The 22,724-nt window shown below is 60.4% G+C and carries 32 protein-coding genes and 1 pseudogene; 22 read left to right on the forward strand and 11 right to left on the reverse strand.

The genetic code is table 11. From position 1 onward, the window contains the following. Positions 1-44: 44 nt before the first annotated feature. Complete coding sequence (gene galU / locus SNL23_RS08415) at positions 45-884, reverse strand: UTP--glucose-1-phosphate uridylyltransferase GalU (protein ID WP_003212579.1); 840 nt, start codon at positions 882-884, stop codon at positions 45-47. A gap of 307 nt (positions 885-1,191) precedes the next feature. Here galU and SNL23_RS08420 point away from each other — a divergent pair, with 307 nt between their 5' ends. Both SNL23_RS08420 and SNL23_RS08425 read left to right on the forward strand, forming a co-directional pair. Continuing rightward, complete coding sequence (locus SNL23_RS08420) at positions 1,192-1,377, forward strand: hypothetical protein (RefSeq protein WP_003212580.1); 186 nt, start codon at positions 1,192-1,194, stop codon at positions 1,375-1,377. 145 nt (positions 1,378-1,522) lie between these two features. Further along, positions 1,523-1,807, forward strand: a complete 285-nt coding sequence (locus SNL23_RS08425; RefSeq protein ID WP_003212581.1) for a hypothetical protein — start codon at positions 1,523-1,525, stop codon at positions 1,805-1,807. Here SNL23_RS08425 and SNL23_RS08430 read toward each other — a convergent pair whose 3' ends face one another. The 4 genes from SNL23_RS08430 to SNL23_RS08445 form a co-directional block, all read right to left on the reverse strand. Beyond that, positions 1,808-2,038, reverse strand: a complete 231-nt coding sequence (locus SNL23_RS08430) for a hypothetical protein (RefSeq protein ID WP_003212582.1) — start codon at positions 2,036-2,038, stop codon at positions 1,808-1,810. A 63-nt stretch (positions 2,039-2,101) separates the two neighbouring features. Continuing rightward, positions 2,102-3,013, reverse strand: a complete 912-nt coding sequence (locus SNL23_RS08435) for a c-type cytochrome (RefSeq protein WP_318302005.1) — start codon at positions 3,011-3,013, stop codon at positions 2,102-2,104. After that, complete coding sequence (locus SNL23_RS08440) at positions 3,010-3,660, reverse strand: c-type cytochrome (protein ID WP_318302006.1); 651 nt, start codon at positions 3,658-3,660, stop codon at positions 3,010-3,012. Before SNL23_RS08440 ends, SNL23_RS08435 begins: the two co-directional genes overlap by 4 nt. A gap of 196 nt (positions 3,661-3,856) precedes the next feature. Next, a complete protein-coding gene (locus SNL23_RS08445; RefSeq protein ID WP_010171399.1) occupies positions 3,857-4,207 on the reverse strand; it encodes a hypothetical protein in 351 nt (116 codons plus the stop codon). Between the two features lie 213 nt (positions 4,208-4,420). Here SNL23_RS08445 and SNL23_RS08450 point away from each other — a divergent pair, with 213 nt between their 5' ends. The 5 genes from SNL23_RS08450 (at position 4,421) to ada (ending at position 7,509) form a co-directional block, all read left to right on the forward strand. Then, entirely contained in the window at positions 4,421-4,723 is a 303-nt protein-coding gene (locus SNL23_RS08450) for a DUF1883 domain-containing protein (RefSeq protein WP_003212586.1), read from the forward strand. Positions 4,724-4,734: 11 nt separating this feature from the next. After that, the gene (locus SNL23_RS08455) at positions 4,735-4,899 is read left to right on the forward strand and encodes a hypothetical protein (RefSeq protein ID WP_167664902.1); all 165 of its coding nucleotides are present in this window, start codon (positions 4,735-4,737) and stop codon (positions 4,897-4,899) included. Positions 4,900-4,981: 82 nt separating this feature from the next. Then, positions 4,982-5,698: a 2OG-Fe(II) oxygenase gene (locus SNL23_RS08460; RefSeq protein WP_318302007.1), complete on the forward strand. Its 717-nt coding sequence runs from the start codon at positions 4,982-4,984 to the stop codon at positions 5,696-5,698. Continuing rightward, positions 5,688-6,368 carry a DNA oxidative demethylase AlkB gene (alkB, locus tag SNL23_RS08465; protein ID WP_318302008.1) on the forward strand — a complete coding sequence of 227 codons (681 nt, stop codon included), beginning with the start codon at positions 5,688-5,690 and terminating at the stop codon, positions 6,366-6,368. Before SNL23_RS08460 ends, alkB begins: the two co-directional genes overlap by 11 nt. Positions 6,369-6,444: 76 nt before the next feature. Beyond that, the gene (ada, locus tag SNL23_RS08470) at positions 6,445-7,509 is read left to right on the forward strand and encodes a bifunctional DNA-binding transcriptional regulator/O6-methylguanine-DNA methyltransferase Ada (protein WP_076016193.1); all 1,065 of its coding nucleotides are present in this window, start codon (positions 6,445-6,447) and stop codon (positions 7,507-7,509) included. Between the two features lie 6 nt (positions 7,510-7,515). Here ada and SNL23_RS08475 read toward each other — a convergent pair whose 3' ends face one another. Further along, positions 7,516-8,100 (reverse strand): CGNR zinc finger domain-containing protein, encoded by a 585-nt coding sequence (locus tag SNL23_RS08475; RefSeq protein ID WP_318302009.1) that lies wholly within the window; start codon positions 8,098-8,100, stop codon positions 7,516-7,518. Positions 8,101-8,276: 176 nt separating this feature from the next. Here SNL23_RS08475 and SNL23_RS08480 point away from each other — a divergent pair, with 176 nt between their 5' ends. The 7 genes from SNL23_RS08480 to SNL23_RS08510 all read left to right on the forward strand — a co-directional run bounded on the left by SNL23_RS08480 (position 8,277) and on the right by SNL23_RS08510 (position 14,866). Next, positions 8,277-9,155, forward strand: coding sequence for an alpha/beta fold hydrolase (locus tag SNL23_RS08480; protein WP_318302010.1), 879 nt, complete (start codon positions 8,277-8,279; stop codon positions 9,153-9,155). Between the two features lie 110 nt (positions 9,156-9,265). Then, positions 9,266-10,330, forward strand: a complete 1,065-nt coding sequence (locus tag SNL23_RS08485; RefSeq protein ID WP_318302011.1) for an NAD(P)H-dependent flavin oxidoreductase — start codon at positions 9,266-9,268, stop codon at positions 10,328-10,330. Positions 10,331-10,458: 128 nt separating this feature from the next. Beyond that, positions 10,459-11,226, forward strand: coding sequence for a molybdate ABC transporter substrate-binding protein (modA, locus tag SNL23_RS08490; protein WP_318302012.1), 768 nt, complete (start codon positions 10,459-10,461; stop codon positions 11,224-11,226). Next, on the forward strand, positions 11,227-11,907 hold the full coding sequence (gene modB / locus SNL23_RS08495; protein ID WP_076016198.1) for a molybdate ABC transporter permease subunit: 681 nt from the start codon (positions 11,227-11,229) through the stop codon (positions 11,905-11,907). Positions 11,908-11,912: 5 nt separating this feature from the next. Further along, positions 11,913-12,992, forward strand: coding sequence for a molybdenum ABC transporter ATP-binding protein (gene modC / locus SNL23_RS08500; protein ID WP_318302013.1), 1,080 nt, complete (start codon positions 11,913-11,915; stop codon positions 12,990-12,992). Positions 12,993-13,055: 63 nt separating this feature from the next. Next, positions 13,056-14,084 carry a DNA topoisomerase IB gene (locus SNL23_RS08505; protein WP_076016199.1) on the forward strand — a complete coding sequence of 343 codons (1,029 nt, stop codon included), beginning with the start codon at positions 13,056-13,058 and terminating at the stop codon, positions 14,082-14,084. Positions 14,085-14,161: 77 nt separating this feature from the next. Then, positions 14,162-14,866, forward strand: coding sequence for a YoaK family protein (locus SNL23_RS08510; protein ID WP_318302014.1), 705 nt, complete (start codon positions 14,162-14,164; stop codon positions 14,864-14,866). 141 nt (positions 14,867-15,007) lie between these two features. On the opposite strand, the gene SNL23_RS08515 is transcribed toward SNL23_RS08510, so the two are convergent. Next, entirely contained in the window at positions 15,008-15,361 is a 354-nt protein-coding gene (locus SNL23_RS08515; RefSeq protein ID WP_003212599.1) for a hypothetical protein, read from the reverse strand. A gap of 109 nt (positions 15,362-15,470) precedes the next feature. Between SNL23_RS08515 and SNL23_RS08520 the strand changes: the two genes are divergently transcribed. Together SNL23_RS08520 and SNL23_RS08525 are read left to right on the forward strand one after the other, a co-directional pair. After that, positions 15,471-15,740: a hypothetical protein gene (locus SNL23_RS08520; RefSeq protein WP_076016201.1), complete on the forward strand. Its 270-nt coding sequence runs from the start codon at positions 15,471-15,473 to the stop codon at positions 15,738-15,740. A 79-nt stretch (positions 15,741-15,819) separates the two neighbouring features. Beyond that, positions 15,820-16,035, forward strand: a complete 216-nt coding sequence (locus SNL23_RS08525; RefSeq protein WP_076016202.1) for a hypothetical protein — start codon at positions 15,820-15,822, stop codon at positions 16,033-16,035. Between the two features lie 244 nt (positions 16,036-16,279). Here SNL23_RS08525 and SNL23_RS08530 read toward each other — a convergent pair whose 3' ends face one another. The 3 genes from SNL23_RS08530 to SNL23_RS08540 all read right to left on the reverse strand — a co-directional run bounded on the left by SNL23_RS08530 (position 16,280) and on the right by SNL23_RS08540 (position 17,571). Next, positions 16,280-16,591, reverse strand: coding sequence for an AzlD domain-containing protein (locus SNL23_RS08530; RefSeq protein ID WP_063030469.1), 312 nt, complete (start codon positions 16,589-16,591; stop codon positions 16,280-16,282). Beyond that, on the reverse strand, positions 16,588-17,283 hold the full coding sequence (locus tag SNL23_RS08535; protein ID WP_076016203.1) for an AzlC family ABC transporter permease: 696 nt from the start codon (positions 17,281-17,283) through the stop codon (positions 16,588-16,590). Before SNL23_RS08535 ends, SNL23_RS08530 begins: the two co-directional genes overlap by 4 nt. 72 nt (positions 17,284-17,355) lie before the next feature. Further along, positions 17,356-17,571, reverse strand: coding sequence for a hypothetical protein (locus SNL23_RS08540; protein ID WP_003212603.1), 216 nt, complete (start codon positions 17,569-17,571; stop codon positions 17,356-17,358). A 177-nt stretch (positions 17,572-17,748) separates the two neighbouring features. Between SNL23_RS08540 and SNL23_RS08545 the strand changes: the two genes are divergently transcribed. The 6 genes from SNL23_RS08545 (at position 17,749) to SNL23_RS08570 (ending at position 22,209) form a co-directional block, all read left to right on the forward strand. Then, on the forward strand, positions 17,749-18,105 hold the full coding sequence (locus SNL23_RS08545) for a metalloregulator ArsR/SmtB family transcription factor (RefSeq protein ID WP_318302015.1): 357 nt from the start codon (positions 17,749-17,751) through the stop codon (positions 18,103-18,105). Positions 18,106-18,123: 18 nt separating this feature from the next. Then, the gene (locus SNL23_RS08550; protein ID WP_076016204.1) at positions 18,124-19,407 is read left to right on the forward strand and encodes an arsenic transporter; all 1,284 of its coding nucleotides are present in this window, start codon (positions 18,124-18,126) and stop codon (positions 19,405-19,407) included. Between the two features lie 13 nt (positions 19,408-19,420). Further along, positions 19,421-19,891, forward strand: a complete 471-nt coding sequence (locus tag SNL23_RS08555) for an arsenate reductase ArsC (RefSeq protein WP_318302016.1) — start codon at positions 19,421-19,423, stop codon at positions 19,889-19,891. 12 nt (positions 19,892-19,903) lie between these two features. Continuing rightward, complete coding sequence (arsH, locus tag SNL23_RS08560; RefSeq protein ID WP_318302017.1) at positions 19,904-20,584, forward strand: arsenical resistance protein ArsH; 681 nt, start codon at positions 19,904-19,906, stop codon at positions 20,582-20,584. Between the two features lie 51 nt (positions 20,585-20,635). Continuing rightward, complete coding sequence (locus tag SNL23_RS08565) at positions 20,636-21,427, forward strand: AraC family transcriptional regulator (RefSeq protein WP_318302018.1); 792 nt, start codon at positions 20,636-20,638, stop codon at positions 21,425-21,427. A gap of 170 nt (positions 21,428-21,597) precedes the next feature. After that, positions 21,598-22,209, forward strand: a complete 612-nt coding sequence (locus SNL23_RS08570; RefSeq protein ID WP_167664904.1) for a LysE family transporter — start codon at positions 21,598-21,600, stop codon at positions 22,207-22,209. A gap of 335 nt (positions 22,210-22,544) precedes the next feature. Here the strand turns inward: SNL23_RS08570 and SNL23_RS08575 are convergent. Further along, a pseudogene (locus SNL23_RS08575) lies at positions 22,545-22,724 on the reverse strand (hypothetical protein); the annotation flags it as partial.

Genomic DNA, 22,724 nt, shown 5'->3' on the forward strand with positions numbered 1-22,724 from the left:
GCCACCCGAAGGTGGCTTTCCCAGATCAAGCAGGCAACCGTGAATCAGTAAGCCTTGCCAGTCTTGTAGAAGTGCTCGTAGCAGAAGTTGGTTGCTTCGATGTAGCCTTCAGCGCCACCGCAGTCAAAACGACGACCTTTGAACTTGTAGGCAATCACGCAACCGTCTTTTGCCTGCTTCAGCAGGGCGTCGGTGATCTGGATCTCGCCACCCTTGCCCGGCTCGGTTTCTTCGATCAGCTTGAAGATGTCCGGAGTCAGGATGTAGCGACCGATGATCGCCAGGTTCGACGGAGCATCTTCCGGCGCCGGTTTTTCAACCATGTCACGTACGCGGATCAGGCCATCACCGATATCGTCGCCAGCGATCACGCCATACTTGTTGGTTTCCTGAGGATCAACCTCTTGAACCGCGACGATGGTGCAACGGTACTTCTGGTACAGCTTGACCATCTGGGTCAGGACGCCGTCGCCTTCCAGGTTTACACACAGGTCATCCGCCAGTACCACGGCGAAAGGTTCGTCACCGATCAGCGGGCGACCGGTCAGGATCGCGTGACCCAGGCCTTTCATTTGGGTCTGACGGGTGTAGGAGAACGAGCACTCGTCGAGCAGTTTACGGATGCCGACCAGGTATTTTTCCTTGTCGGTGCCCTTGATCTGGTTTTCCAGCTCGTAGCTGATGTCGAAGTGGTCTTCCAGGGCGCGTTTGCCACGGCCGGTCACGATCGAGATTTCGTTCAGGCCGGCATCCAGTGCTTCTTCCACGCCATACTGGATCAGTGGCTTGTTCACCACCGGCAGCATTTCTTTGGGCATGGCCTTGGTCGCTGGCAGGAAGCGAGTGCCGTAACCGGCTGCTGGGAACAAGCATTTCTTGATCATATGAGTCCTTACAAAGGGCTGTGCGTACGAAATTCGGCGCAGTCTAATCAGGCCGCAGTCACCTTACAATGGGTCCTGCTGGCGCCGCGATGTCAACATAGAGAAAAAAAGTCGGCGTAAGTTCCGCCAGCATTCAATCCAGTGCCTTCGCCGCTGTTAGAAATCGTCGGCTTGCGCCCGTCATTCAAAGGGCTTAAACCTTTTTAGCACGCTTTATGCCGATCGGCACTGAACTGCAACAACTTGCGCCGCCCCAGGCCGTTTGGCGCTATCATTACCGCCTTGAACCAGACAACGAGATTGATAGATGTCAGAACCAAAAGGCGTGAACGGCTACCTGATCACCAAGCGAGCGGATGGCTGGCACCTGATCAACTTCCACGGCGACAGCGTTGCCGGGGCATTCGCGACCGAAGCTCAAGCCTGCGCCGTGGCCGAAGTGTTCGTAGATGAAGCCGGCCACGCGTCGAGCAAACGTCCCAAGACCAAGTAATACCCGCAGTAGTGCCAATCAAGCCTCGTTTAACGGGGCTTTTTTGTGTTTGTCTGTACCTTGATGGCGGTTCGCTATAATCTCGCCTGAAACGCCCCACGACAGTGTCAGCGCTTCCCTCCAACACCCTAATGACGACTCCTACATGAACAAGATCCTGGCACTGATTGCGGTACTGGCGCTTACCGGTGGCTGCACCACCACTTCCGACACCGTGCTGAAAAATGGCGAACAAGGCCTGGCGATCGATTGCTCCGGCGAAGCCAACTCCTGGGCCAGTTGCTATGAAAAGGCTGATGCGTCCTGCGCGGGCACCGGCTACCGGATTGTCGGCACCGAAGGGACACCGGCCCTGAAAGAAAGCGACAAGACCCTGGGCAAGGATGTCGGCAACTACAAGACCCGCAGCGTGACGGTAGTTTGCAAGTAATTACATGTGAATTTCGGCGAACTTGATGCCCAGGCCGCGAATGGTCTCGATCAAGTCATCCAGGCGAGAAAAGGATTCGACTTCATCCTGGTCATCCACCAGGAAATAGCTGCGACCGCCGCTCTTTTTGAAGAACACGATCCACTCGCCGGTATCCGCGGGATTTTGAATCACATGGGTCGCAGAAATATGCCCCCCTGCATGTTGTTCTCTGACTTGCTCACGCTTCATGAATAAGTTTCCGAAAAGACAATGCCGCTGATTCAGCGGCATTTTTTGTGGGTTACCGACAGTTTAACGGATGCCTTGGCCAATCAGCACGCCATCCACCGTTTGCCCGTAAAGATTGACGCCGTCATTGGCGTGGAACTTCACCCGGGTTTTCTCCACGGAGCCTTCCACCACGCGCGGGTCCTGAGGTCGCTCGTGGCGGTTGACGTAGGCCGCCACGTCCCAGGCTTGCTGGTCGCTCAGGCTGCCGCCCTTGCCCAGGGGCATGTTGTGCTTGATGAAGGACGCTGCCGTATTGATACGGTGCATCCCAGCGCCCCAGTTGTAGGAGTCTTTACCCCACAGCGGCGGCATCACGTAACTGTCACCGACTTTCTGGCCCTGGCCTTCAGCGCCATGGCACACCGCGCATTGGCCTTTATAGACCTCTGCGCCCTGGGCCAGGTCGTAACCCTTGGCGGGTGCCGGCACCTCCGGATAACCCCGCCCTGGCAGCTCGACGCCCAACGGGGCCTTGCTCGCCAGCCAGTAGGCATACACCGACAGCGCGGTGATCTCCGGGCTGTCTGCGGTCGGTGGCGTGCCGCCATTCATGCTGAACTGGAAACAGCCCTGCAAGCGCTCGGCGAAGGTGTTGACCTTGTCGTTCTTTTTTCGATACGCCGGGTACATCGGGTAGGCACCCCACAGCGGCGCGGAATTGGCCAGGCGGCCCTGGTCCAGGTGGCAATTGCTGCAATTGAGGCCATTGCCGACAAATTGCGGCGCCAGGCGCCTGGTGTCGACAAACAGAGCGTAGCCCTGCTTCACCAGCTTGCCGTAGGCGTTGTCCGGCAGCTCGCTCTCTTGCGGCGGCTGGAACTGCGCGGCAGCCGTCGGACTGGCGGTTGGCTGCAACTGTGACTGATCTTCCATGGTGATGGTGGCGGCATGGACAGGCACACTGGCGAGGGTTGCCAATAAGAGAAGCTTCATGGCTTGGCCTCCTGGCCACTCAACGACGCAAAATAGGTGGCCACGGCCTGCACTTCTTCAGCGCTGAGGGATTTGGCGATATGGCCCATCAAATCATTCGGATCGTTATGGCGCGTGCCACTGCGCCAGGCGTTCAGTTGCGCCGCCAGATAGGCGGCGGATTGCCCGGCCAAGGGCGGAAATGCGTCGCCGACGCCCACACCGGCCGGTCCATGACAACTGACGCAGGCCGGAATCTGGCGCTCCCACGCGCCTTGCAGGGCGATCTTTTGTGCCGCCTCGGTTGGCATCTCGCTGCGGTGGATCAGGACAGGCGCAGGCGCAGGCATCGCCGCCAGCTGCTGGGTCACAGCGCTGATTTCCTCTTCCGTCAGGGCGTTTGCCAGCGGTTGCATCACCAGGCTGTTACGGGCGCCGCTTTTAAAATCCTGCAGTTGCTTGCGCAAATAGCCTGCTGGCAACCCGGCCAAGCGCGGAAAGCCCGCCGCTGCCAGCCCGAGGCCATCCGCCCCATGGCAAGCCACACACGGCGCGGCCCCGGGCTGCGAGCCACCCTGTGTAAATACGTTTTTTCCCTCCAGCGCATGAGCATTGCCCAGTATCAGCAGCAGCGCGCTCCCCATCAGTACTCGTTCCAGAGACATCATCACGACTCCATTTTTATAGTTATATGCTTAGGCGAATTAGGCATAAGCCTACAAATGGTAGGGTAATGGTCCGACAGCTACAACACCCTTAACCGAAGGAAAAGGACTACAAACCGAAAATCCCACACAAAAAACCCGACGCTGCAACGGCAGGTCGGGTTTTTTGATCGGATTCGAAAGTGGCGGGCCTACAGACTCAGCCGGAAATGCAAGCTTCCCCGGCAGCCTTCACGTCCCCCGGACGAATAGGCACATTGGACATGCTCTCGTAGAGCTTGATACTGCTACCGCTGGAACGTTCTTCAATCTCGAAGATAGCCGACGGATCGGCAGAAAACTTCTGCGGTACGATAACTTGAACACCCTCCTTGTGAGGCTCAATCTGCGACGGCCTGCGGGTTTTAGACAGTTTCTGGACCACACACGCCGCGTATTCCTGCGGTTTTTTCCCGGAGATCACTGCCAACGTCGGTGGGGTCTGCTTGATATCCGCCACCGAAGCACATCCACCCAACGCCAAGGCCAGAACCAACACACTCCACTTCATACTAAAAACCTCCGATAAAGACCCTACGACAGCGAAGAAGGTATTTTTCTCCCGCCCACGTAGGATTTATCCCTGATAACTCGGTAAATAACTGTTTTAAATTGTCGAAGTCGTCGACGACGGTCCGATAATAAACGTGCTGGGGCTGATAAACTCCATCTTATCCTACGTATCGTTCTGATTTTTCAGAAAAAGCCCTTCTGGAGACACCTCATGAAATTCATCCACCAACGCGAACACCTTAATGAAGGAGACATTGTCGTCATTGAATGCTCGCAAACCTGCAACATCCGCCTGATGAGCGACGCGAACTTTCGCAGCTTCAAGAACGGTGGCCGCCACACTTACCACGGCGGCGCATTCGACAAGTTCCCGGCAAAAATCACCGCGCCGAGCACCGGGTTCTGGAACATCACCCTGGACGTGGTGACCCGCCGTGCCATCAGCGTGACCAAGAAGCCAACCTTGTCCCACAAGATCCGCATCGTGCGCCGCACCAATTCGAAACTGAGCTGACAGGAATGCCCGTGACTACCACCAAATATGTGATCAAGTACAAACTCAACGGTGAACGCCGCTTCGAGTTCGCCCAACTGCAAGCAGGCAGCGTTGAGGAAGCCAAGGAAGCCCTGGCGAAAATGCACGATGCCAGCGACGAAATCACCGATATCAATGTGAGCAAAGCTCTGTAATTCGAGCGCAAGCATCGGAGTGTCGTAACGCTGGCGACTTCCTAGACTGGCAGCCTTTATCCGCTGCCACAGGAACTCGTCAATGCCATCTACCTCACTGCAAGAGCGCCTGGCCAAGCTGGACTGGCGCGCGATCGAGCGCGACCTCGATCAACAGGGCAACGCACTGATTCCGGCCTTGCTGGGCCAGCAGGCATGTGCGGAGCTCAGTGGCCACTACCCGCAGCACGAACGGTTTCGCTCCCATGTGCTGATGGCCAGGCACGGCTTCGGTCGGGGCGAGTACAAGTATTTCCGCTATCCGCTGCCCACCCGGGTCAGCGAGTTGCGCGAGCAGCTGTATCAGTACCTGGTCCCCCAGGCCAATCGCTGGAACGAACAGATGAACCTGCCGATCACCTACCCGGCACACCATGCTCACTTCATTGCCCGTTGCCACGCTGCGGGACAACAGCGCCCTACCCCGTTATTGCTGCAATACGGCCCCGGCGACTACAACTGCCTGCACCAGGATCTGTACGGCGAACATGTATTTCCCTTACAAGTTGCCATCCTGCTGTCGCAGCCGGGAGAGGACTTTCGTGGCGGCGAACTGGTGCTGACCGAACAGCGGCCACGCATGCAATCCCGGGCCCAGGTCGTACCGCTGAACAGGGGCGACGCTGTGATCTTCGCGGTCAACCAGCGACCCATGCCCAGCGTGAGAGGGTTTCATCGGGTGACCTTGCGCCATGGGGTCAGTGTTCTGCACAGTGGTACGCGGCATACATTGGGAGTGATTTTTCACGATGCGCAGTAAGACCGATCCCGGAGCAACTGCCGATTTGTTTGCCGACGAGGCCTTGCAACAGCCCCCGGGACGCGAACAAATCGGTGAACAATCCTACGTTCTCAGAGGCTACGCCCTGCCTTGGGTCGAGCGTTTGCTGCCGGAACTGCGGCGCATACTGGCTCAATCGCCGTTCCGGCAAATGATCACGCCGGGCGGCTTTACCATGTCGGCCGCCTTGAGCAGTTGCGGTGAACTGGGTTGGACGACCGATCCCACCGGCTATCGCTACTCTGCGATTGACCCCAACAACCAGCAACCCTGGCCAGCCATGCCCGAGGCGCTACGCCAATTGGCGCTCATGGCGGCGGCAGACGCGGGTTTCGAGGATTTCGAACCGGATGCCTGCCTGATCAACCGCTATGTGCCAGGCGCGAAAATGTCCCTGCATCAGGACAAGAACGAGCGCCGCTATGCCGCTCCAGTGGTGTCCGTGTCACTGGGTTTGCCGGCGATTTTTCTGTTCGGCGGCCATGAGCGCAGCGACAAGCCACAAAAAGTCTCGCTGTTCCATGGTGATGTGGTGGTATGGGGCGGCGTCGATCGCCTGCGCTTTCACGGCGTGATGCCGATCAAGCCAGGCACACATCCGGTCATGGGCCCGCAGCGCATCAACCTGACGTTTCGCACGGCCGGATGAATTTGACCGCAAGCATCGGAGTGTTGCGAATGCCTCAGGGGACTAACCTGGCATTCTTCAACCAGGAGCCACCGCCATGACCGCGCGCCACGCCATCGAACAAGACCCACGCTGGGCCGCCATCGTCGCCCGCGACGCCAAGGCCGACTTGACCTTCGTCTATGGCGTGAAAACCACCGGCGTTTACTGCCGCCCCAGCAGCTCCGCGCGCCGGCCGCTCCCGCAGAACGTCGAGTTCTTCGACACCCCGCAACAGGCCGAAGCCGCGGGCTACCGGCCCAACAAGCGCTATTCGGGAGACCAGACCCAGGTGGCCGCACGACACGCGCAACTGGTGGCAGCCGCCTGCCGACACATCGAACAGGCCGAAACCCTGCCGGCCCTTGAAGACCTGGCCACCCTCGCCGGCTTGAGTCCGTTTCATTTCCATCGGGTGTTCAAGGCGGTGACCGGCCTCACACCCAAGCGCTACGCCAGCGCCCATCGCTCGCGCAAAGTACGCGACGGGCTCAAGGACCAGCATTCGGTGACCGATGCGCTGTACGACGCCGGCTTCAATTCCAACAGCCGTTTTTATGAGGCCGCTGACCAGTTGCTCGGCATGAAGCCTGGCGACTACAAAGCAGGCGGCACCAACACGGATATTCGGTTTGCCGTCGGCCAATGCTCGTTGGGCGCAATTCTGGTAGCGCAGAGCAATCGCGGTGTGTGCGCGATTCTGCTGGGGGATGACCCGGACAAACTGGTGCGTGACCTGCAGGACCAGTTTCCCCGCGCCAATCTGCTGGGCGCCGATCACGACTTCGAACAACTGATCGCCCAAGTGGTGGGCTTCATCGAGGCGCCGGCCCTGGGCCTGAACTTGCCCCTGGATCTGCGTGGCACTGCGTTTCAGGAGCGGGTGTGGCAGGCCTTGCGGGAAATCCCGGTGGGTTGCACTGCCAGCTACGCCGAGATTGCCCAGCGCATCGGCGCACCGACTGCCTATCGCGCCGTGGCCCAGGCGTGTGGTGCCAACAACCTGGCCGTGGCGATTCCTTGTCATCGGGTGGTGCGCAGCAATGGCGACCTTTCGGGTTATCGCTGGGGCGTTGAGCGCAAACGGCAGTTGCTCGAGCGCGAAAGCCCGGCAGAATCCTGAAGAACGCTACAAGAGCTTGCGCTTGCGAAACTCGGCCACCTTATGCCGATTGCCACACAGCGCCATGCTGCACCAGCGGCGCTTGTGGCCCTTGGTCCGGTCGTAGAACCACAGCACGCACTCGGGATGCTCGCAGGTGCGGATCAGCCCGAAATCCCCTTCCACCAGCAACATCGCCGCCGCTTCGGCAATCGGCGCCAGGAATTGCTCGGCGGTTTGCTGTTTGCGCTGGCGCTCCAGGCGCAACTCGCCCGGCGCCGGCCAAGCCAGTTGCGGATGGCTGACCGCCTTGCGCAAAAATGCATTCAGCGCAGCAGGATCACCCTGCTGCCCAGCCTTGCGCTGTTCCAGCAACAGCCGGATCACTTCCCGCAGTCCCTGCGCCGCGCCCAGCAAAGCGCCCTCCTCGAATACCGGCACCGCGCCCTCCTCGCACCAGCCCAGTCGCACCAGCCAGCGCTCGACATCGGTATCGCCTTGCCAGAATTCAAACGGCACACCGTCGACATTCGCCCGGGTATTGAGCATGTCCAACACCGGATGATCGGCCAAAACGTAGGGCTCCAGCGGGGATGGTGTGATGACGGTCATGGCGAATCCTCTTCAAGTCCGCGACATCGTAACCGCTGATAACGCTTTTGGATAGTTACTAAACTTACTGCAAAGTAACCTATTAAATTAATTTGACAGGTTACTTTTTCAAGCGCAGCCTGCGAAACCAGTAACCCAAAAAACTATTTTATCCAGTTACAAAGAGGATTCCGATCATGTCGATTTCAGCCCCGGTTGTTCGCTACCAGCACCTCGATGCCGATGGCGTGCGCGTGTTCTACCGCGAAGCTGGCGACCCGTCTGCGCCCGTGCTGTTGCTGCTGCACGGGTTTCCCAGCTCGTCCCATATGTACCGCGATTTGATCCCATTGCTCGCCACCCGCTACCGGGTCATCGCCCCCGACCTGCCGGGCTTCGGCTTCACCGAAGTGCCTGCCGAACGTCATTACCACTACAGCTTCGACAACCTGGCGATTACCGTCGGCCATTTCGCCGACGCCCTGCAGCTCAGCCGCTATGCCCTCTATGTGTTCGACTACGGCGCGCCGGTGGGCCTGCGCCTGGCGGTGGCACACCCGGAACGGGTCAGCGCGTTGATATCGCAAAACGGCAATGCCTACCTGGAAGGTTTGGGTGACGCCTGGGATCCGATCCGGGCCTATTGGGCCGAACCAAGCCAAGCCAATCGCGAGGTGATTCGCAACGCGGTCATCAGCCTGGAAGGCACGCGCTATCAGTACCTGCACGGCGTCCCGCAGCCCGAACTGGTTGCGCCTGAGTCCTACATGCTCGACGTGCTCCTGATGCAGCGTCCCGGCAATGACGAAATCCAGTTGGACCTGTTCCTCGACTACCGCAACAACCTGACGCTGTACCCGGCGTTCCAGGCGTTTTTCAAGGCCACGCAAGTGCCGGCGCTGGTGATCTGGGGCCAGAACGATCCGTTCTTTATCCCGCCGGGCGCCCATGCCTATAAAGGCGATAACGCCAACGCCGTGGTGGAATTGCTCGACACCGGCCACTTCGCCCTGGAAACCCACGCCGCACATATTGCCCAGCGGATTCATGCAGTACTGGGCCACGCCATCGACTGATGCCCGCCCATGAAACACTGGATTCGTCCAGTGAATAAAACAGACTGGCCTGGTGCTGCATGGCCCTGCTAAAACGACGGCACAGCATCCCACCGTTGGAGAAGCGTCCCATGAGCACCTGGCCAGACACCCGAATTCTTGACCTGCTGGGCATTGAGTTGCCGATCATCCAGGCGCCCATGGCGAATGCCACGAGTACCGCCATGGTGATTGCCGCCAACCAGGCCGGCGCCCTCGGTTCGATGCCGGCGGCAACCCTGAGCATCGAGCAGTTACGCGAAGCACTCACCACCATTCGCCAGGCCAGCTCGCGGCCGCTGAACGTGAATTTCTTCTGCCATCAGCCGCCGGCGCCAGACGCTGATCGCGACCTTCAGTGGAAGAACCTGCTGGAAACCTACTACCACGAACTGGGCGCCGACTTTGATGCACCGACGCCCGTCTCCAACCGTGCACCGTTCAACGACGCCGCCTGCAAAGTGGTGGAAGAATTCCGTCCGGAAGTCGTGAGTTTTCACTTCGGCCTGCCGGAAAAATCCCTGCTGGACCGGGTCAAGGCCACCGGGGCGAAAATACTGTCGTCGGCCACCACCGTGGAAGAGGCCATCTGGCTGGAACAGCACGGCTGCGACGCAATCATCGCCATGGGTTCGGAAGCCGGCGGCCATCGCGGGATGTTCCTCAGCGACGATTTGAATAGCCAAATTGGCACCATGGCGCTGGTGCCGCAGATCGTCGACGCCGTAAAGGTGCCGGTGATCGCAGCCGGCGGCATCGGGGATGCGCGGGGCATCGTCGCGGCCTTCGCCCTCGGCGCGTCGGCGGTGCAGATCGGCACGGCGTACCTGTTTACCCCCGAGGCCACCGTGTCGAAGTCACACCACCACGCCTTGCGCAATGCCCAGGCCAGTGAAACCGCATTGACCAACCTGTTCACCGGGCGCCCGGCACGCGGCATCATCAACCGGGTGATGCGTGAATTGGGCGCGATCAACCCGGCGGCGCCTGCGTTTCCGTTGTCTGGCGGTGCATTGATGCCACTGAAAGCCAAGGATGAAGCCGGCTTCAGTAACTTGTGGTCGGGCCAGGCGCTGCGCCTTGGCAAGGACATCTCCACCTATGACCTGACGCTGGAGCTGGCCGCGCAGACCCTGGAAAAACTCGGCCGACGCTGAACCTGAACTCCCGGGACAACTTTGCGCTGTACCGGCAGTGGCCAACCGCTATATATTCCCATACATAGCGGTACGCCCTTCTGCCTGTAAAAAGCCGCAAAGTCGGTAATCCCCCAAGGAGCTTCTTGATGATGATTCGCGCCTCACGCCTGGCCCCCACGGCCCTCGCTACCCTGATCGCCGCGTTTGCCTTCTCCTCGGCGAATGCCGATGAAGTCCAGGTGGCGGTGGCGGCCAACTTCACCGCCCCCATCCAGGCGATTGCCGCTGACTTTGAAAAAGACACCGGCCACAAGCTGGTCGCCGCCTACGGTGCCACCGGCCAGTTCTACACCCAGATCAAGAACGGCGCGCCGTTTGAAGTGTTCCTCAGCGCCGACGACACCACCCCGCAGAAACTCGAAGCCGAAGGCGACACCGTCAAGGGCTCGCGCTTCACCTACGCGGTAGGCACCCTGGCGCTGTGGTCCGCCAAGGAAGGCTACGTGGATGCCAAGGGCGAAGTGTTGAAGAAAAATGAATTCAAGCACCTGTCCATCGCCAACCCGAAAGCCGCGCCTTATGGCCTGGCTGCCACCCAAGTGCTGGCGAAGGAAGGCCTGGCCGAGAAGGTCAAGGACAAGATCGTAGAAGGCCAGAACATCACCCAGGCCTATCAGTTCGTGTCCACCGGCAACGCTGAGCTGGGCTTTGTAGCGCTGTCGCAGATCTACAAGGACGGCAAGGTCACCAGCGGTTCGGCCTGGATCGTGCCGTCGTCGATGCATGACCCGATCAAGCAAGACGCGGTAATCCTCAACAAGGGCAAGGACAGCGCCGCCGCCAAGGCCCTGGTTGAATACCTCAAAGGTCCGAAAGCCGCCGCGGTGATCAAGTCTTACGGGTACGAACTGTAAATGCCGCTGTCGAGTGCCGATTTTTCCGCGATCTGGTTGACCGTGAAGCTGGCGTCTCTGACCACGGTGATCCTGCTGATCATCGGCACTCCGATCGCCCTGTGGCTGTCGCGCACCCGTTCGTGGTGGCGCGGCCCCATCGGTGCGGTGGTGGCCTTGCCGTTGGTGTTACCACCCACGGTGATCGGCTTCTACCTGCTGTTGACCATGGGCCCCAATGGCTACTTCGGCCAGTTCACCCAATGGCTGGGCCTGGGCACACTGACCTTCAGCTTCGCCGGGCTGGTGATTGGTTCGGTGATCTATTCCATGCCGTTTGTGGTGCAGCCGTTGCAAAACGCCTTCTCCGCCATCGGCACTCGACCGCTGGAAGTGGCCGCTACCTTACGGGCTAATCCCTGGGATACATTTTTCACGGTGATCCTGCCCCTGGCGCGCCCGGGGTTTATCACGGCATCGATTCTCGGCTTTGCCCACACCGTCGGCGAGTTCGGCGTGGTGCTGATGATCGGCGGCAATATTCCAGACAAGACCCGGGTGGTCTCGGTGCAGATCTACGATCACGTCGAAGCCATGGAATACGCCCAGGCCCACTGGCTGGCTGGCTCGATGGTGGTGTTTTCTTTCCTGGTATTGCTGGCGCTCTACTCCAGCCGTAAAACCAAAGCGGGCTGGAGCTGATGTCGATGATCGAGGTGCGCCTGCAACTGAAGTATTCCGGGTTTGCCCTGGACGTTAACCTGCAACTGCCCGGTCGCGGAGTGACGGCGCTGTACGGTCATTCCGGCTCCGGCAAGACCACCTGCCTGCGCTGCATCGCTGGGCTGGAAAGGGCCGAAGAGGGCTTCGTGCAGATCAACGACGAAGTCTGGCAAGACAGCCGCAAAGGGCTGTTCGTGCCACCCTACAAGCGTGCCCTGGGCTATGTGTTTCAAGAAGCCAGCCTGTTCCCGCATTTGTCGGTGCTGGCCAACCTGGAATTCGGCCTCAAGCGCATCCCGCGCCAACGGCGCCGCGTGGAGCTGGACCAGGCCACCGAGCTGCTGGGCATCGGCCACTTGCTGGACCGCAATCCGCAGCACCTTTCCGGCGGTGAACGCCAGCGCGTCGGCATCGCCCGTGCCCTGCTCACCAGCCCGAGCCTGTTGCTGATGGACGAACCGCTGGCGGCGCTGGACAACAAACGCAAAAGCGAAATCCTGCCGTACCTCGAACGCCTGCATGACGAGTTGGAGATCCCCGTGCTGTACGTCAGCCATGCCCAGGACGAAGTGGCGCGCCTGGCAGATCACATCGTGTTGCTCAGCGACGGCAAGGCCCTGGCCAGCGGCCCCATCGGCGAAACCCTGGCCCGGCTGGACCTGCCCATGGCCTTGGGCGACGACGCCGGCGTGGTGATCAACGGAACGGTCTGCGCCTACGACGCCCACTACCAGTTGCTGACCCTGCAACTGCCCGCGAGCCAATTGCAGATGCGCGTGGCCCATGCACCGCTGGCGTTGGGCAAACCGTTGCGTTTCAAGATCCAGGCGCGAGACGTCAGCCTCAGCCTGCAGGCCGAGGAACACAGCAGCATCCTCAATCGCCTGCCGGTGACGGTGACCCAGGAGATTCCCGCGGACAACGCAGCCCATGTGCTGGTGAGCCTGGATGCGGCCGGCACGCCGCTGCTGGCGCGCATCACCCGTTACTCACGGGACCAGTTGCAACTGCATCCCGGCCAGACGTTGTGGGCGCAAATCAAGGCGGTGGCGGTACTGGCCTGAATCCATTGGCACGACCGCAAAACCCTGCGGTCAATCAGAAATACCTGCCAAGGAATTTGCGCCATGCCCGATCCTGCGTTGCTTGCCGACCTGCCCCGCGACCTGCATTACGTCGACGATACCCAGCCCGGGATCTCCCGGAAAAAGCTGCGGGGTAAATTCCAGTACTTCAAGGCCGACGGCACACGCATAACCGATGCCGACGAAATCAAGCGCATCAACGCCCTCGCAGTGCCGCCGGCGTATACCGATGTGTGGATCTGCGCCGACCCGCGCGGCCATCTGCAAGCCACCGGCCGTGATGCCCGGGGACGCAAGCAGTACCGTTATCACCAACGCTGGCGTGAGGTGCGTGACACCGACAAGTATTCCCGGCTGCAACAGTTCGGCAGCGCGTTGCCCAAGCTGCGCAAGCAGTTGGAAGCGCAGATCGCGGCGCCCGGGTTCAATCGGGAGAAGGTCCTGGCCACGGTGGTGATGCTGCTCGACGCCACGCTGATCCGCGTCGGCAACACTCAGTACGCTCGGGACAATCGCTCCTACGGCCTGACCACCCTGCGCACCCGCCATGTAGACATCAAGGGCAGCGAGATCCTGTTCCAGTTTCGCGGCAAGAGCGGCATCGAGCACCAGATCACCGTCAAGGACCGGCGCCTGGCCACGGTGATCAAACGTTGCCTGGAATTGCCGGGGCAGAACCTGTTCCAGTACCTGGACGAGAACGGTGAGCGCCATACGGTCAGTTCCACCGACGTGAATGCCTACCTGCACAGCCTCACCGGCGCGGATTTTACCGCCAAGGATTACCGTACATGGGCCGGCACGGCCCTGGCGTTGGCGGTATTGCGCGAGCTTGAATGGCAGCCGGAATCCGACGCCAAGAAGCATGTGGTGGAGATGGTCAAGAACGTCGCCAAGCAACTGGGCAACACCCCGGCGGTGTGCCGCAAGTGCTATATCCACCCGGCCGTGCTGGAGCATTTCAGCCTGGGCGAACTGGCAAAGCTGCCCAAGCCCCGGGTGCGCAAAGGCCTGAAAGCCGAGGAAGTGGGGCTGGCGATGTTTCTGGAACAACTGGCAGAACGCCTGTGAGTGCCCCAAGTCATTGCAGCCGAACGCAAAGCGTCCTACGGTAGTGGCCGGATAATCTCACCGAGGAACACGGCCCCATGCTGCCTTCATCCTTGAAGCCCTACACCAACGCCGCCTTGTTGCATCGCCACAAATGGCGCGGGCGTGTGGGGCTGATGCTGGTGGCCAGCCTTTCCGTGCTGGCGGGCATGACTGACGCCATCGGCTTCATGGCCAGCGGCGATTTTGTCTCGTTCATGAGCGGCAATACCACGCGCCTCGCCGTGGCGATCAGCGAAGGCGACCTGGGCCTCACCGCGCGCCTGACGTTGCTGGTGGCAACGTTCATCGCCGGTAACGCGCTGGGCGTGATGGTCAGCCGTATCAGCCGGCGCCATGCGCTGCCTTTGTTGCTGTGCATCGCCACGCTGCTGTGCGGTGCCGCGGCCTGGCCGTTCGACGATCAACTGCCGTCATTGCTGGCGGCGATCATCGCCATGGGCATGCTGAATGCTGCCGTCGAAGAGGTGAACGGATTACCGGTGGGGCTTACTTATGTCACGGGGGCGCTGTCGCGATTTGGTCGCGGGCTGGGCCGCTGGATGCTGGGTGAACGCCGCAATGGCTGGCGCGTGCAACTGATCCCCTGGGCCGGGATGTTTGCCGGTGCGGTGATCGGTGCATTGCTGGAACACCAGATGGGGATTCGTGCGCTGTTGGTCAGCGGGTTGCTGGCGGCGCTGTTGGGGCTGGTGTCGCTGAAGATTCCCCGGCGCTGGCACCTGGGGTATATGCCACGCTAGAAAAGAGTTGCCCGCACGACGTTCCGGCCTCGACGTCCCTGTACCGGTAAAGAGCCGTCACGCCGGGCGAGCAGGAAAATACTAAAACAATGCCCGCGAGGCTGTCCGCAGGGCATTTCTGAACTTTTCTAACGCAACGGATTACAGACAAGTCGCCAGTGCGGCGAGGCGCCGCTTGGCCGGATAGTCATCCTGGGCCGCGTAATAATTCACGCTGGCACCCGCGCCCGCGCTGCGCACGTCGACAAAGTAATCGCCTGCCGTGGTGTAGATGGTGAAGCCACCGGCCTGCGCAGGTTCCATGAAGCCACCGGCATCCACGCCGAACACCGCTTCGTCCTGCCAACCGAACTGGATACATTGGGCAACCACCAGCGGGGCCTTGTCCGAGGCCAGGGTTTTATAGGGCGTACCGGTACGCGCCTCTTTCATCTTCGAGCCCGCGCAACCGGCCAGCGATGCCAGTACCAAAGCGCCAATTACCACCATCCGCATACCGAAGCTTCCTTGGAAAAAACGCGACTGTACCATTAGCAGGCGACACCGAATGATAATTGCGTCACCCTGCCGCGTACTTACGAACCCGCTTTTACCCGGAACCCCCATGACACCGAACGCCGAGCGCTACAACCCCTCCACCGACTACGCCGACAAGCTGATCAGCCGCATCGGCCAAACGCCTTCGTGGATCGCCAAACGCATCGGCGTGACCGACAAGCGCATCCGCTACATCCTGGATGGCGAGCGCACCGTCAAAGGCGAAAGCACCCCGATCCAGATGACCTACACCGAGCAATTTGCCCTGGAATGCCTGGCGGCGGAGGCGAAGGCCAACAAGCAGAAACCTGCAGGACCTGCACCCGAGGTGGCGTGAAAGGCAGTCATGGCATTATGATTGCACCGTTGGGCCTCACTGATGAGGCCCACGGGACACTACCTAGAAAGGAAGCCTCATGAAAGATTTCGTTATCGGCGTCAACAACACCGTTCTCTACATCGCGCTGGCTTTCCTGTGGCTTACAGGTCTGGTCGTGATGTTCAGCCAGAGCTTTCTGGCAGGCCTTGGCGCCCTGATTGGCGGCACATTGATTTGGTGCATCATTTCCGGCTTCTGGTTTGTGCAATCGGCGACTTACGACGAACTGCGCAAACTCAACGCAAAAAGCTGATGCAAAATCGCAGCCCGCTCGGGCTGCGCTCCTGAACACACGACGAACCGCCCCCTGTTTCCCCATCCGGGGAGGGAAAGCTGTCGCCAAACTGTCCGGAGAGTGAACTTTGTTTCACTGTGAAGGGAGACTTGGCCGCCTATAGTCGGCAGGCTCATTTTTAAGAAGTCTCCCTTCTAGCCCGCCCTCCCGCGGGCTTTTTTTTGCCTTGGTTTTGCGCCCCCCCGTAGCAGGAGTTTGCTGTTCAGAGCAGCCAGCGGAACAGATAGAACAGCGCCATGCTCAGCAACACGGTGATCAGCACGCTGCGGGTCCAGAACATCAACGCCACGGCGCACACCCCGGCCAGCAGGTAAGGATTGCTCACGCTGAGGTTGAGCTTATGGTCGGCCAGGAAAATGATCGGGCCGCAGATGGCGGTGAGCATCCCCGGTACCGCAAACCCGAGAAACTCCCGCGCCCCGCGATTGAGGCGCACCGGGAGGCGCGGCTCGATGAACAGGTAGCGGTTGAGAAACACGATCAAACCCATGCCAAAAATCATCACGAAGATCATCGCTGCCCTACTCCCAGGCGCTTGCAGGCAAACCCCGCGCTCATTCCCAATACACCGGAGACCACCACCGCCGATTCCCAATGCAGGTAGCTCAGCCACACCGAGCACAGCAACGACACGGCGACACAGACGATGGTTGGCACGTCGCGCACTACGGGGGTGATCAGGGCGATAAAGGTCGCGGCAATCGAGAATTCCAGGCCCAACTGGTCGAGCCCGGGAATGCTTTTGCCGAGCACGATGCCGGCGAAAGTGAACAGATTCCAAATGATATAGAACGTCAGGCCGACACCCAGGGCGTACCAGCGGTTGAAGGTCTGGCGGTCATATTGGCTGACCAGGGCGAAGAACTCGTCGGTCAGCAAAAAGCCCAGGCTCATGCGCCACCGTGGTTTGAGCGGCGACAGCGTGGGACGCATGTGCATGCCGTAGAGCAAATGCTGGGAGGTCAGCAGCAAGGTGGTCAGCAGGATCGAAATCAGACTGGCGCCGCTCTTGACCATGCCGATGGCCACCAGCTGTGCAGCACCGGCAAACACGATAGTCGACAGCCCTTGGGCTTCCAGCGGCGTGAATTGGGCATCGATTGCAGTGGAACCGGCCAGCAGCCCCCAGGGCGCGCAGGCCAGGGACAATGGAATGATCGCAATCGCGCCACGGGAAAAGGCGTTCAGAGGCAGAGCGTTAGGCATACACAACAGGCTCATCGACAGTCAGTCGACAAGCATGCCAGCGGTATCAGGGATTGTCTTGAACGATCGTGCTCAAGCCAGTTTGACCGACACCCGCTCCACCGCGTCCCGGGCTTCGCGCAGTTCGTGGGCGTCCTGGTTGAGCCGGTGGATGGTATTGAGCAGGCGCTGGCGCAGCACTTCATCGCTGAGCTTTTCGACGGCGCGCATCAGGTCAAAGGCCGCGGTTTCGTTATTGTCCGCGACGGAATCGAGGGTCTTGCGCAGGTTGCGAGTGGCACGGGTCACACGTTTTCTTCCTTCATCACCAATGGGCAGGCACTTTAGGACATTTGTGTTTCAGTTTAATTTCAACCACTTGTCGTCGATTGCCAGGCCGTTGACGCAGGTCAATCGAAACAGGATTTGACCAATACATATGGAAATACGTATATTCGTATTTCCATATGTATCAGGCCGCTGACCATGTCAGATCTTTTCTCCCCACCCACCGTCTTCAAATGCCTGGCCGACGCCACTCGCGCACGGCTGACGTTATTGATCCTGCGTGAAGGCGAACTTTGCGTGTGCGAGTTGATCCATGCTCTGGACGACAGCCAGCCGAAAATCTCCCGCCACCTGGCGCAACTGCGCAGTTGCGGGTTATTGCTGGACCGTCGCCAGGGCCAGTGGATTTATTACCGCCTCAACCCGGCCTTGCCGGCATGGGTAACGGCGGTGCTCGACACCACTCTGCAAGCCAACCAAGCCTGGTTAAACACAGACGCCCAGCGTCTGGACACCATGGGCGACCGACCACAACGGGCCAGCGCCTGCTGCTGATCCTGCGGAGAGCTTTTCATGCTTGTAGCCGTTGCTATCTTCCTGTTCACCATCATCCTGGTCATCTGGCAGCCCAAGGGCCTGGGCGTAGGCTGGAGCGCCACAATGGGCGCGATCCTGGCCCTGGCCCTTGGCGTTATCAGCCTGGCGGACATCCCCGTGGTGTGGCACATCATCTGGAACGCCACCGGGACGTTCGTCGCGCTGATTGTCATCAGCCTGTTGCTGGATGAAGCAGGCTTTTTTGCCTGGGCTGCCTTGCATGTAGCGCGCTGGGGCCGTGGACGCGGTCGGCGGTTGTTCGCGTATATGGTACTGCTGGGTGCGCTGGTGTCGGCCTTGTTCGCCAACGACGGCGCGGCACTGATCCTCACGCCCATCGTGATGTCGATGCTGTTGGCGCTGCGCTTCTCTCCGGCGGCGACCCTGGCGTTCGTCATGGGCGCCGGGTTTATCGCCGACACCGCGAGCCTGCCGCTGGTGGTCTCCAACCTGGTGAACATCGTCTCGGCCGACTACTTCAAGATCGGCTTCAACGAATACGCTGCCGTGATGGTGCCGGTGAACCTGGTGAGCGTCGCCGCGACCCTCGCCGTATTGCTGTGGTTTTTCCGCCGCGATATTCCGCAAACCTACGACCCGGCCGACCTCGACGATCCCGCCAGTGCGATCCACGACCGCGCCACCTTCCGCGCCGGCTGGTGGGTACTGGGCATTCTGCTGGTGGGCTGTTTTGCCCTGGAACCGCTGGGCATTCCCATCAGTGCGATTTCCGCCGCCTGCGCCACCCTACTGCTGGTAATCGCCGCCAAGGGCCACAAAATCTCCACTCGCAAGGTGCTGAAGGAAGCGCCCTGGCAGATCGTGATTTTCTCCCTGGGCATGTACCTGGTGGTCTACGGCCTGCGTAACGCCGGGCTGACCGACTACCTCGCGACCTGGCTCGACACCTTCGCCGGCTACGGCGTATGGGGCGCGGCATTGGGCACCGGCGTGCTCACCGCGCTGCTGTCTTCAGCGATGAACAACCTGCCAACCGTGCTGATCGGCGCGCTCTCCATCGAGGCCAGCCATGCCGTGGGCGTGGTCAAGGACGCGATGATCTACGCCAACGTGATCGGCAGCGACCTCGGCCCGAAAATCACCCCCATCGGTAGCCTGGCCACCCTGCTTTGGCTACATATCCTGGCGCGCAAAGGCATCACCATCACTTGGGGTTACTACTTCAAGGTCGGGATTGTGCTGACCTTGCCGGTGCTGTTGATCACCCTCGCCGCCCTCGCCCTGCGCCTGAGTTTCTGACGGAGTCCGTTTGATGAAAGTCCTGTTCATGTGCACCGCCAACAGCTGCCGAAGCATTCTCTCGGAAGCCTTGTTCAACCATCTGGCGCCGGGCGGTTTCCAGGCCATCAGCTCCGGGAGTTTCCCCAAGGGCCAGGTGCTGCCGCGCAGCCTGACCACGCTGAAGGCCGCTGGTATCAGCACCGAAGGTTTGTACAGCAAGGGCAACGATGCCTTTGAAGGCAGCCCGCCGGACTTCGTCATCACCGTGTGCGACAAGGCCGCCGGGGAGGCCTGCCCGGTGTATTTCGGCCCGGCCATCAAGGCGCATTGGGGGTTGGAAGACCCGTCTGATGTTCAAGGCGATGAAGCCCAGGTCGACGCCGCGTTCCGCGCCACCCTGGAAATCATTGAACGGCGCTGCCAGGCTTTTTTCGCGATCCCGTTCGCCAGCCTGAACCCCGTCGAACTCAAGGCCGAGCTTGATCGCATCGCCGCGCTGTAACCGGAGAGCCTGATGAGCACCCTGCCCAACCTGCATCAAAACCTGTCCACGCCTCAACAATTTGAACGACCGCCACGCATCCTGCTGCTCTATGGTTCCACTCGCCCGCGCTCGTTCAGCCGCCTGCTGGTGGAAGAAGCGGCGCGACTGTTGCGGCACTTTGGCGCCGAGACGCGCATCTTCAATCCATCGGGTTTGCCGCTGCCGGACGACGCTCCCAACGACCACCCCAAGGTCCAGGAACTGCTGGAACTGATGCAGTGGTCTGAAGGCCAGGTCTGGTGTTCGCCGGAGCGTCACGGCTCGATGTCGGCGGTGTTCAAGGCGCAACTCGACTGGGTGCCACTGGCACTCGGCGCAGTGCGCCCAACCCAGGGCAAAACCCTGGCAGTGATGCAGGTCTGCGGCGGCTCGCAGTCCTTCAACACCGTGAACCAACTGCGGGTGCTGGGGCGCTGGATGCGCATGTTCACCATCCCCAATCAATCGTCGGTGCCCAAGGCTTTTATGGAGTTCGACGATCAGGACCGCATGAAGCCGTCGGCACTCTACGACCGCGTGGTGGATGTGATGGAAGAGCTGGTGAAGTTCACCCTGCTGCTGCGTGATCACCCGGACCTGGTGGACCGTTATTCGGAGCGCAAGGAGAGTAGCGAGGCGCTGTCGAAACGGGTCAATCAACGGTCGATCTGAAGGCCTTTTCCGGCGTATGCTCGCGGGCAAACGTCCCTGCGAGCCACCTCAATGAGTTCCATGCAGCACGCCTGGCTGGGCAACTACGAAGTCAGCAGCACCTCGTGCACCGGCCTGACGTTTGCCCGCCACAGCCATGATGAATGCGTGATCGGCGTCAACCTGCTCGGCGAGGAACAGGTGTGGCTGGACCGCCGCACGTTCGAGGCCGGCCCCGGCAGCATCACCTTGTACAACCCAGGGCAGATTCAGGGTGGCGGCGCGGCCGAGGGGCAGCCGTGGCGGTTTGTCAGCCTGTATGCGACTGCTGACCAATTGGCGGCTGACCTGGGCCTGGCGCATCTGGAGTTTGACCGTTCGCTGTGCTTCCAGCCAGAACTGGCGATGAAACTCGCCGGTGCGATTGAGGATTCGTTGAGTGCCGATCCGCTGACCAGAGAGCTAAGTGAGGACGCCTTGGTGGTGCTGCTTGGCGAGGTGGTCAGTTGCAGCGGCGTGCGGTTGCCTGGCAGCACAACGGTGGGTCGCGGGGTGGTGATCAAGGCCCAGGAATTGCTGGCTGAAAACCTGCATCAGGCCGTGGCACTCGATACCCTTGGTGACGAGTTGGGCCTGTCGAAATTCCATCTGCTGCGGGCTTTTCAGAAAGAAACCGGGCTGAGTCCGCGCCAGTGGGCGATGCAACTGCGCACCCGGCGCGCCAAGGGGCTGTTGCGCTCAGGCATTGCTGCATCGCAGGTGGCCCACGCCCTGGGATTTGCTGACCAGAGCCATCTGAACCGGCATTTTCGTGCGGCCTACGGCATTACGCCGGGGCGCTATCAACGCGTGCTCAAGGGCTGAAAAGCGCAATCTGGTTCAAGACGACTTCCGCACCCTTCCCTAAAATGCCGGCATTCACTGTAGGAGCTGGCTTGCTTGCGAAAGTCGTTAACGATGACGTGGGAAGCCTGGTGCTCTGCGGTGTCTGTGATTTCTTCGCGAGCAAGCTCGCTCCTACATGGGTATTGCGCATGTTGACGATCTTTTTTTCGGCGCTGGTGTTTGGGTTTGTGTTTTGCCTGTCGCCGGGGGCGGTGCTGGCGGAAACCCTGCGCCGTGGGTTGTTGCACGGGTTTACGCCTGCGTTGTTGGTGCAGATTGGCTCGCTGGTGGGTGATGCTGTGTGGGCGGTGGTTGGGCTGACGGGCATGGCGTTGTTGATCCAGCATGAGTCGGTGCGGGTACCGCTGACGGCGGTGTGCGGGTTCTATCTGGCGTGGCTCGGGGTGCGCAGCCTGATGGATGCCTGGCGCCTGCCGGCAGCCGAAAGTGCGCCGGCCAGGTCCGGGCAGAATGCGCTGATGGTGGGTGCGGCGATTTCTCTGGCCAACCCGAAGAACATTGTCTATTGGGGGGCCTTGGGCAGCGCGCTGTCGGGGATAGTTGGGGCGACGCCGAGCCATGGGCAGACGTTGATGTTTTTTGCGGGATTCATGTTGGCTTCGGTGCTTTCGTGCTTTTTGATTGCGGCGTTGGTCAACCTGCTGCGGCGGAATGCTTCGCCTACGTGGCAAAGGGTTAGCTATGGTGCTTGCGGTGTGGTGCTGCTGTATTTGGCGATTTTGGCGTTGCGGGCGGTTTGAGGGGTGATTGGGTACATATCCGTTATTTAGGTAACGGCCGCCTATGGTTCCGCTCTTACAGCGGGTCACTTTTGGCAAACGCCCCAAAAGTAACCAAAAGGTCTCTGCCCCACCACTCGGTGCCTCGCTTAGGCTCGGCATGCCCGCACTCCGGCCCGATTCCGCGGGCCGCCGCGACGGGCCATCCATGGCCCGGCGCGGCTAAATCGGCTTCCCTGCCGATTTAGCCGCTCCACCGTGCCTGCTTGCGGCCATCGTGGTTGACGGGGCCCGCAGATCAAGATCACAAGCAGATCAAAAGCAAGGGCACAGCGGCCTACCGGCCGGCTTGAGTGTTAGAAGCAGAGGCAAGATCCAGAGCGAAAGCAGAGCCGCTTTTCTGTAGGAGCGAGCTTGCTCGCGAAAAACCTGAGAACGCCGCGTTCATCCAGAATGCCCGCATCATCGTTAACGACCTTCGCGAGCAAGCCCGCTCCCACATTTGGACCGTGCCCGCTTCTGATTTTGCTGTTGCT

Origin of the sequence: Pseudomonas sp. SED1, from assembly GCF_034044025.1 — a bacterium.
GTDB lineage: Bacteria > Pseudomonadota > Gammaproteobacteria > Pseudomonadales > Pseudomonadaceae > Aquipseudomonas.

What these genes read in the sequence shown, in the direction of transcription:
- SNL23_RS08485 (WP_318302011.1), top strand. Translation starts at nt 9,266, where the DNA reads ATGAGCACCTGGCCAGACACCCGAATTCTTGACCTGCTGGGCATTGAG.
- SNL23_RS08435 (WP_318302005.1), bottom strand. Translation starts at nt 3,013, where the DNA reads ATGAAGCTTCTCTTATTGGCAACCCTCGCCAGTGTGCCTGTCCATGCC.
- SNL23_RS08545 (WP_318302015.1), top strand. Translation starts at nt 17,749, where the DNA reads ATGTCAGATCTTTTCTCCCCACCCACCGTCTTCAAATGCCTGGCCGAC.
- SNL23_RS08460 (WP_318302007.1), top strand. Translation starts at nt 4,982, where the DNA reads ATGCCATCTACCTCACTGCAAGAGCGCCTGGCCAAGCTGGACTGGCGC.
- alkB (WP_318302008.1), top strand. Translation starts at nt 5,688, where the DNA reads ATGCGCAGTAAGACCGATCCCGGAGCAACTGCCGATTTGTTTGCCGAC.
- SNL23_RS08510 (WP_318302014.1), top strand. Translation starts at nt 14,162, where the DNA reads ATGCTGCCTTCATCCTTGAAGCCCTACACCAACGCCGCCTTGTTGCAT.
- SNL23_RS08520 (WP_076016201.1), top strand. Translation starts at nt 15,471, where the DNA reads ATGACACCGAACGCCGAGCGCTACAACCCCTCCACCGACTACGCCGAC.
- SNL23_RS08505 (WP_076016199.1), top strand. Translation starts at nt 13,056, where the DNA reads ATGCCCGATCCTGCGTTGCTTGCCGACCTGCCCCGCGACCTGCATTAC.
- SNL23_RS08425 (WP_003212581.1), top strand. Translation starts at nt 1,523, where the DNA reads ATGAACAAGATCCTGGCACTGATTGCGGTACTGGCGCTTACCGGTGGC.
- SNL23_RS08565 (WP_318302018.1), top strand. Translation starts at nt 20,636, where the DNA reads ATGAGTTCCATGCAGCACGCCTGGCTGGGCAACTACGAAGTCAGCAGC.
- galU (WP_003212579.1), bottom strand. Translation starts at nt 884, where the DNA reads ATGATCAAGAAATGCTTGTTCCCAGCAGCCGGTTACGGCACTCGCTTC.
- SNL23_RS08430 (WP_003212582.1), bottom strand. Translation starts at nt 2,038, where the DNA reads ATGAAGCGTGAGCAAGTCAGAGAACAACATGCAGGGGGGCATATTTCT.
- SNL23_RS08530 (WP_063030469.1), bottom strand. Translation starts at nt 16,591, where the DNA reads ATGATCTTCGTGATGATTTTTGGCATGGGTTTGATCGTGTTTCTCAAC.
- SNL23_RS08515 (WP_003212599.1), bottom strand. Translation starts at nt 15,361, where the DNA reads ATGCGGATGGTGGTAATTGGCGCTTTGGTACTGGCATCGCTGGCCGGT.
- SNL23_RS08550 (WP_076016204.1), top strand. Translation starts at nt 18,124, where the DNA reads ATGCTTGTAGCCGTTGCTATCTTCCTGTTCACCATCATCCTGGTCATC.
- SNL23_RS08420 (WP_003212580.1), top strand. Translation starts at nt 1,192, where the DNA reads ATGTCAGAACCAAAAGGCGTGAACGGCTACCTGATCACCAAGCGAGCG.
- SNL23_RS08440 (WP_318302006.1), bottom strand. Translation starts at nt 3,660, where the DNA reads ATGATGTCTCTGGAACGAGTACTGATGGGGAGCGCGCTGCTGCTGATA.
- modA (WP_318302012.1), top strand. Translation starts at nt 10,459, where the DNA reads ATGATGATTCGCGCCTCACGCCTGGCCCCCACGGCCCTCGCTACCCTG.
- arsH (WP_318302017.1), top strand. Translation starts at nt 19,904, where the DNA reads ATGAGCACCCTGCCCAACCTGCATCAAAACCTGTCCACGCCTCAACAA.
- SNL23_RS08480 (WP_318302010.1), top strand. Translation starts at nt 8,277, where the DNA reads ATGTCGATTTCAGCCCCGGTTGTTCGCTACCAGCACCTCGATGCCGAT.
- modC (WP_318302013.1), top strand. Translation starts at nt 11,913, where the DNA reads ATGATCGAGGTGCGCCTGCAACTGAAGTATTCCGGGTTTGCCCTGGAC.
- SNL23_RS08535 (WP_076016203.1), bottom strand. Translation starts at nt 17,283, where the DNA reads ATGCCTAACGCTCTGCCTCTGAACGCCTTTTCCCGTGGCGCGATTGCG.
- SNL23_RS08555 (WP_318302016.1), top strand. Translation starts at nt 19,421, where the DNA reads ATGAAAGTCCTGTTCATGTGCACCGCCAACAGCTGCCGAAGCATTCTC.
- SNL23_RS08475 (WP_318302009.1), bottom strand. Translation starts at nt 8,100, where the DNA reads ATGACCGTCATCACACCATCCCCGCTGGAGCCCTACGTTTTGGCCGAT.
- SNL23_RS08525 (WP_076016202.1), top strand. Translation starts at nt 15,820, where the DNA reads ATGAAAGATTTCGTTATCGGCGTCAACAACACCGTTCTCTACATCGCG.
- SNL23_RS08570 (WP_167664904.1), top strand. Translation starts at nt 21,598, where the DNA reads ATGTTGACGATCTTTTTTTCGGCGCTGGTGTTTGGGTTTGTGTTTTGC.
- modB (WP_076016198.1), top strand. Translation starts at nt 11,227, where the DNA reads ATGCCGCTGTCGAGTGCCGATTTTTCCGCGATCTGGTTGACCGTGAAG.
- SNL23_RS08450 (WP_003212586.1), top strand. Translation starts at nt 4,421, where the DNA reads ATGAAATTCATCCACCAACGCGAACACCTTAATGAAGGAGACATTGTC.
- SNL23_RS08445 (WP_010171399.1), bottom strand. Translation starts at nt 4,207, where the DNA reads ATGAAGTGGAGTGTGTTGGTTCTGGCCTTGGCGTTGGGTGGATGTGCT.
- ada (WP_076016193.1), top strand. Translation starts at nt 6,445, where the DNA reads ATGACCGCGCGCCACGCCATCGAACAAGACCCACGCTGGGCCGCCATC.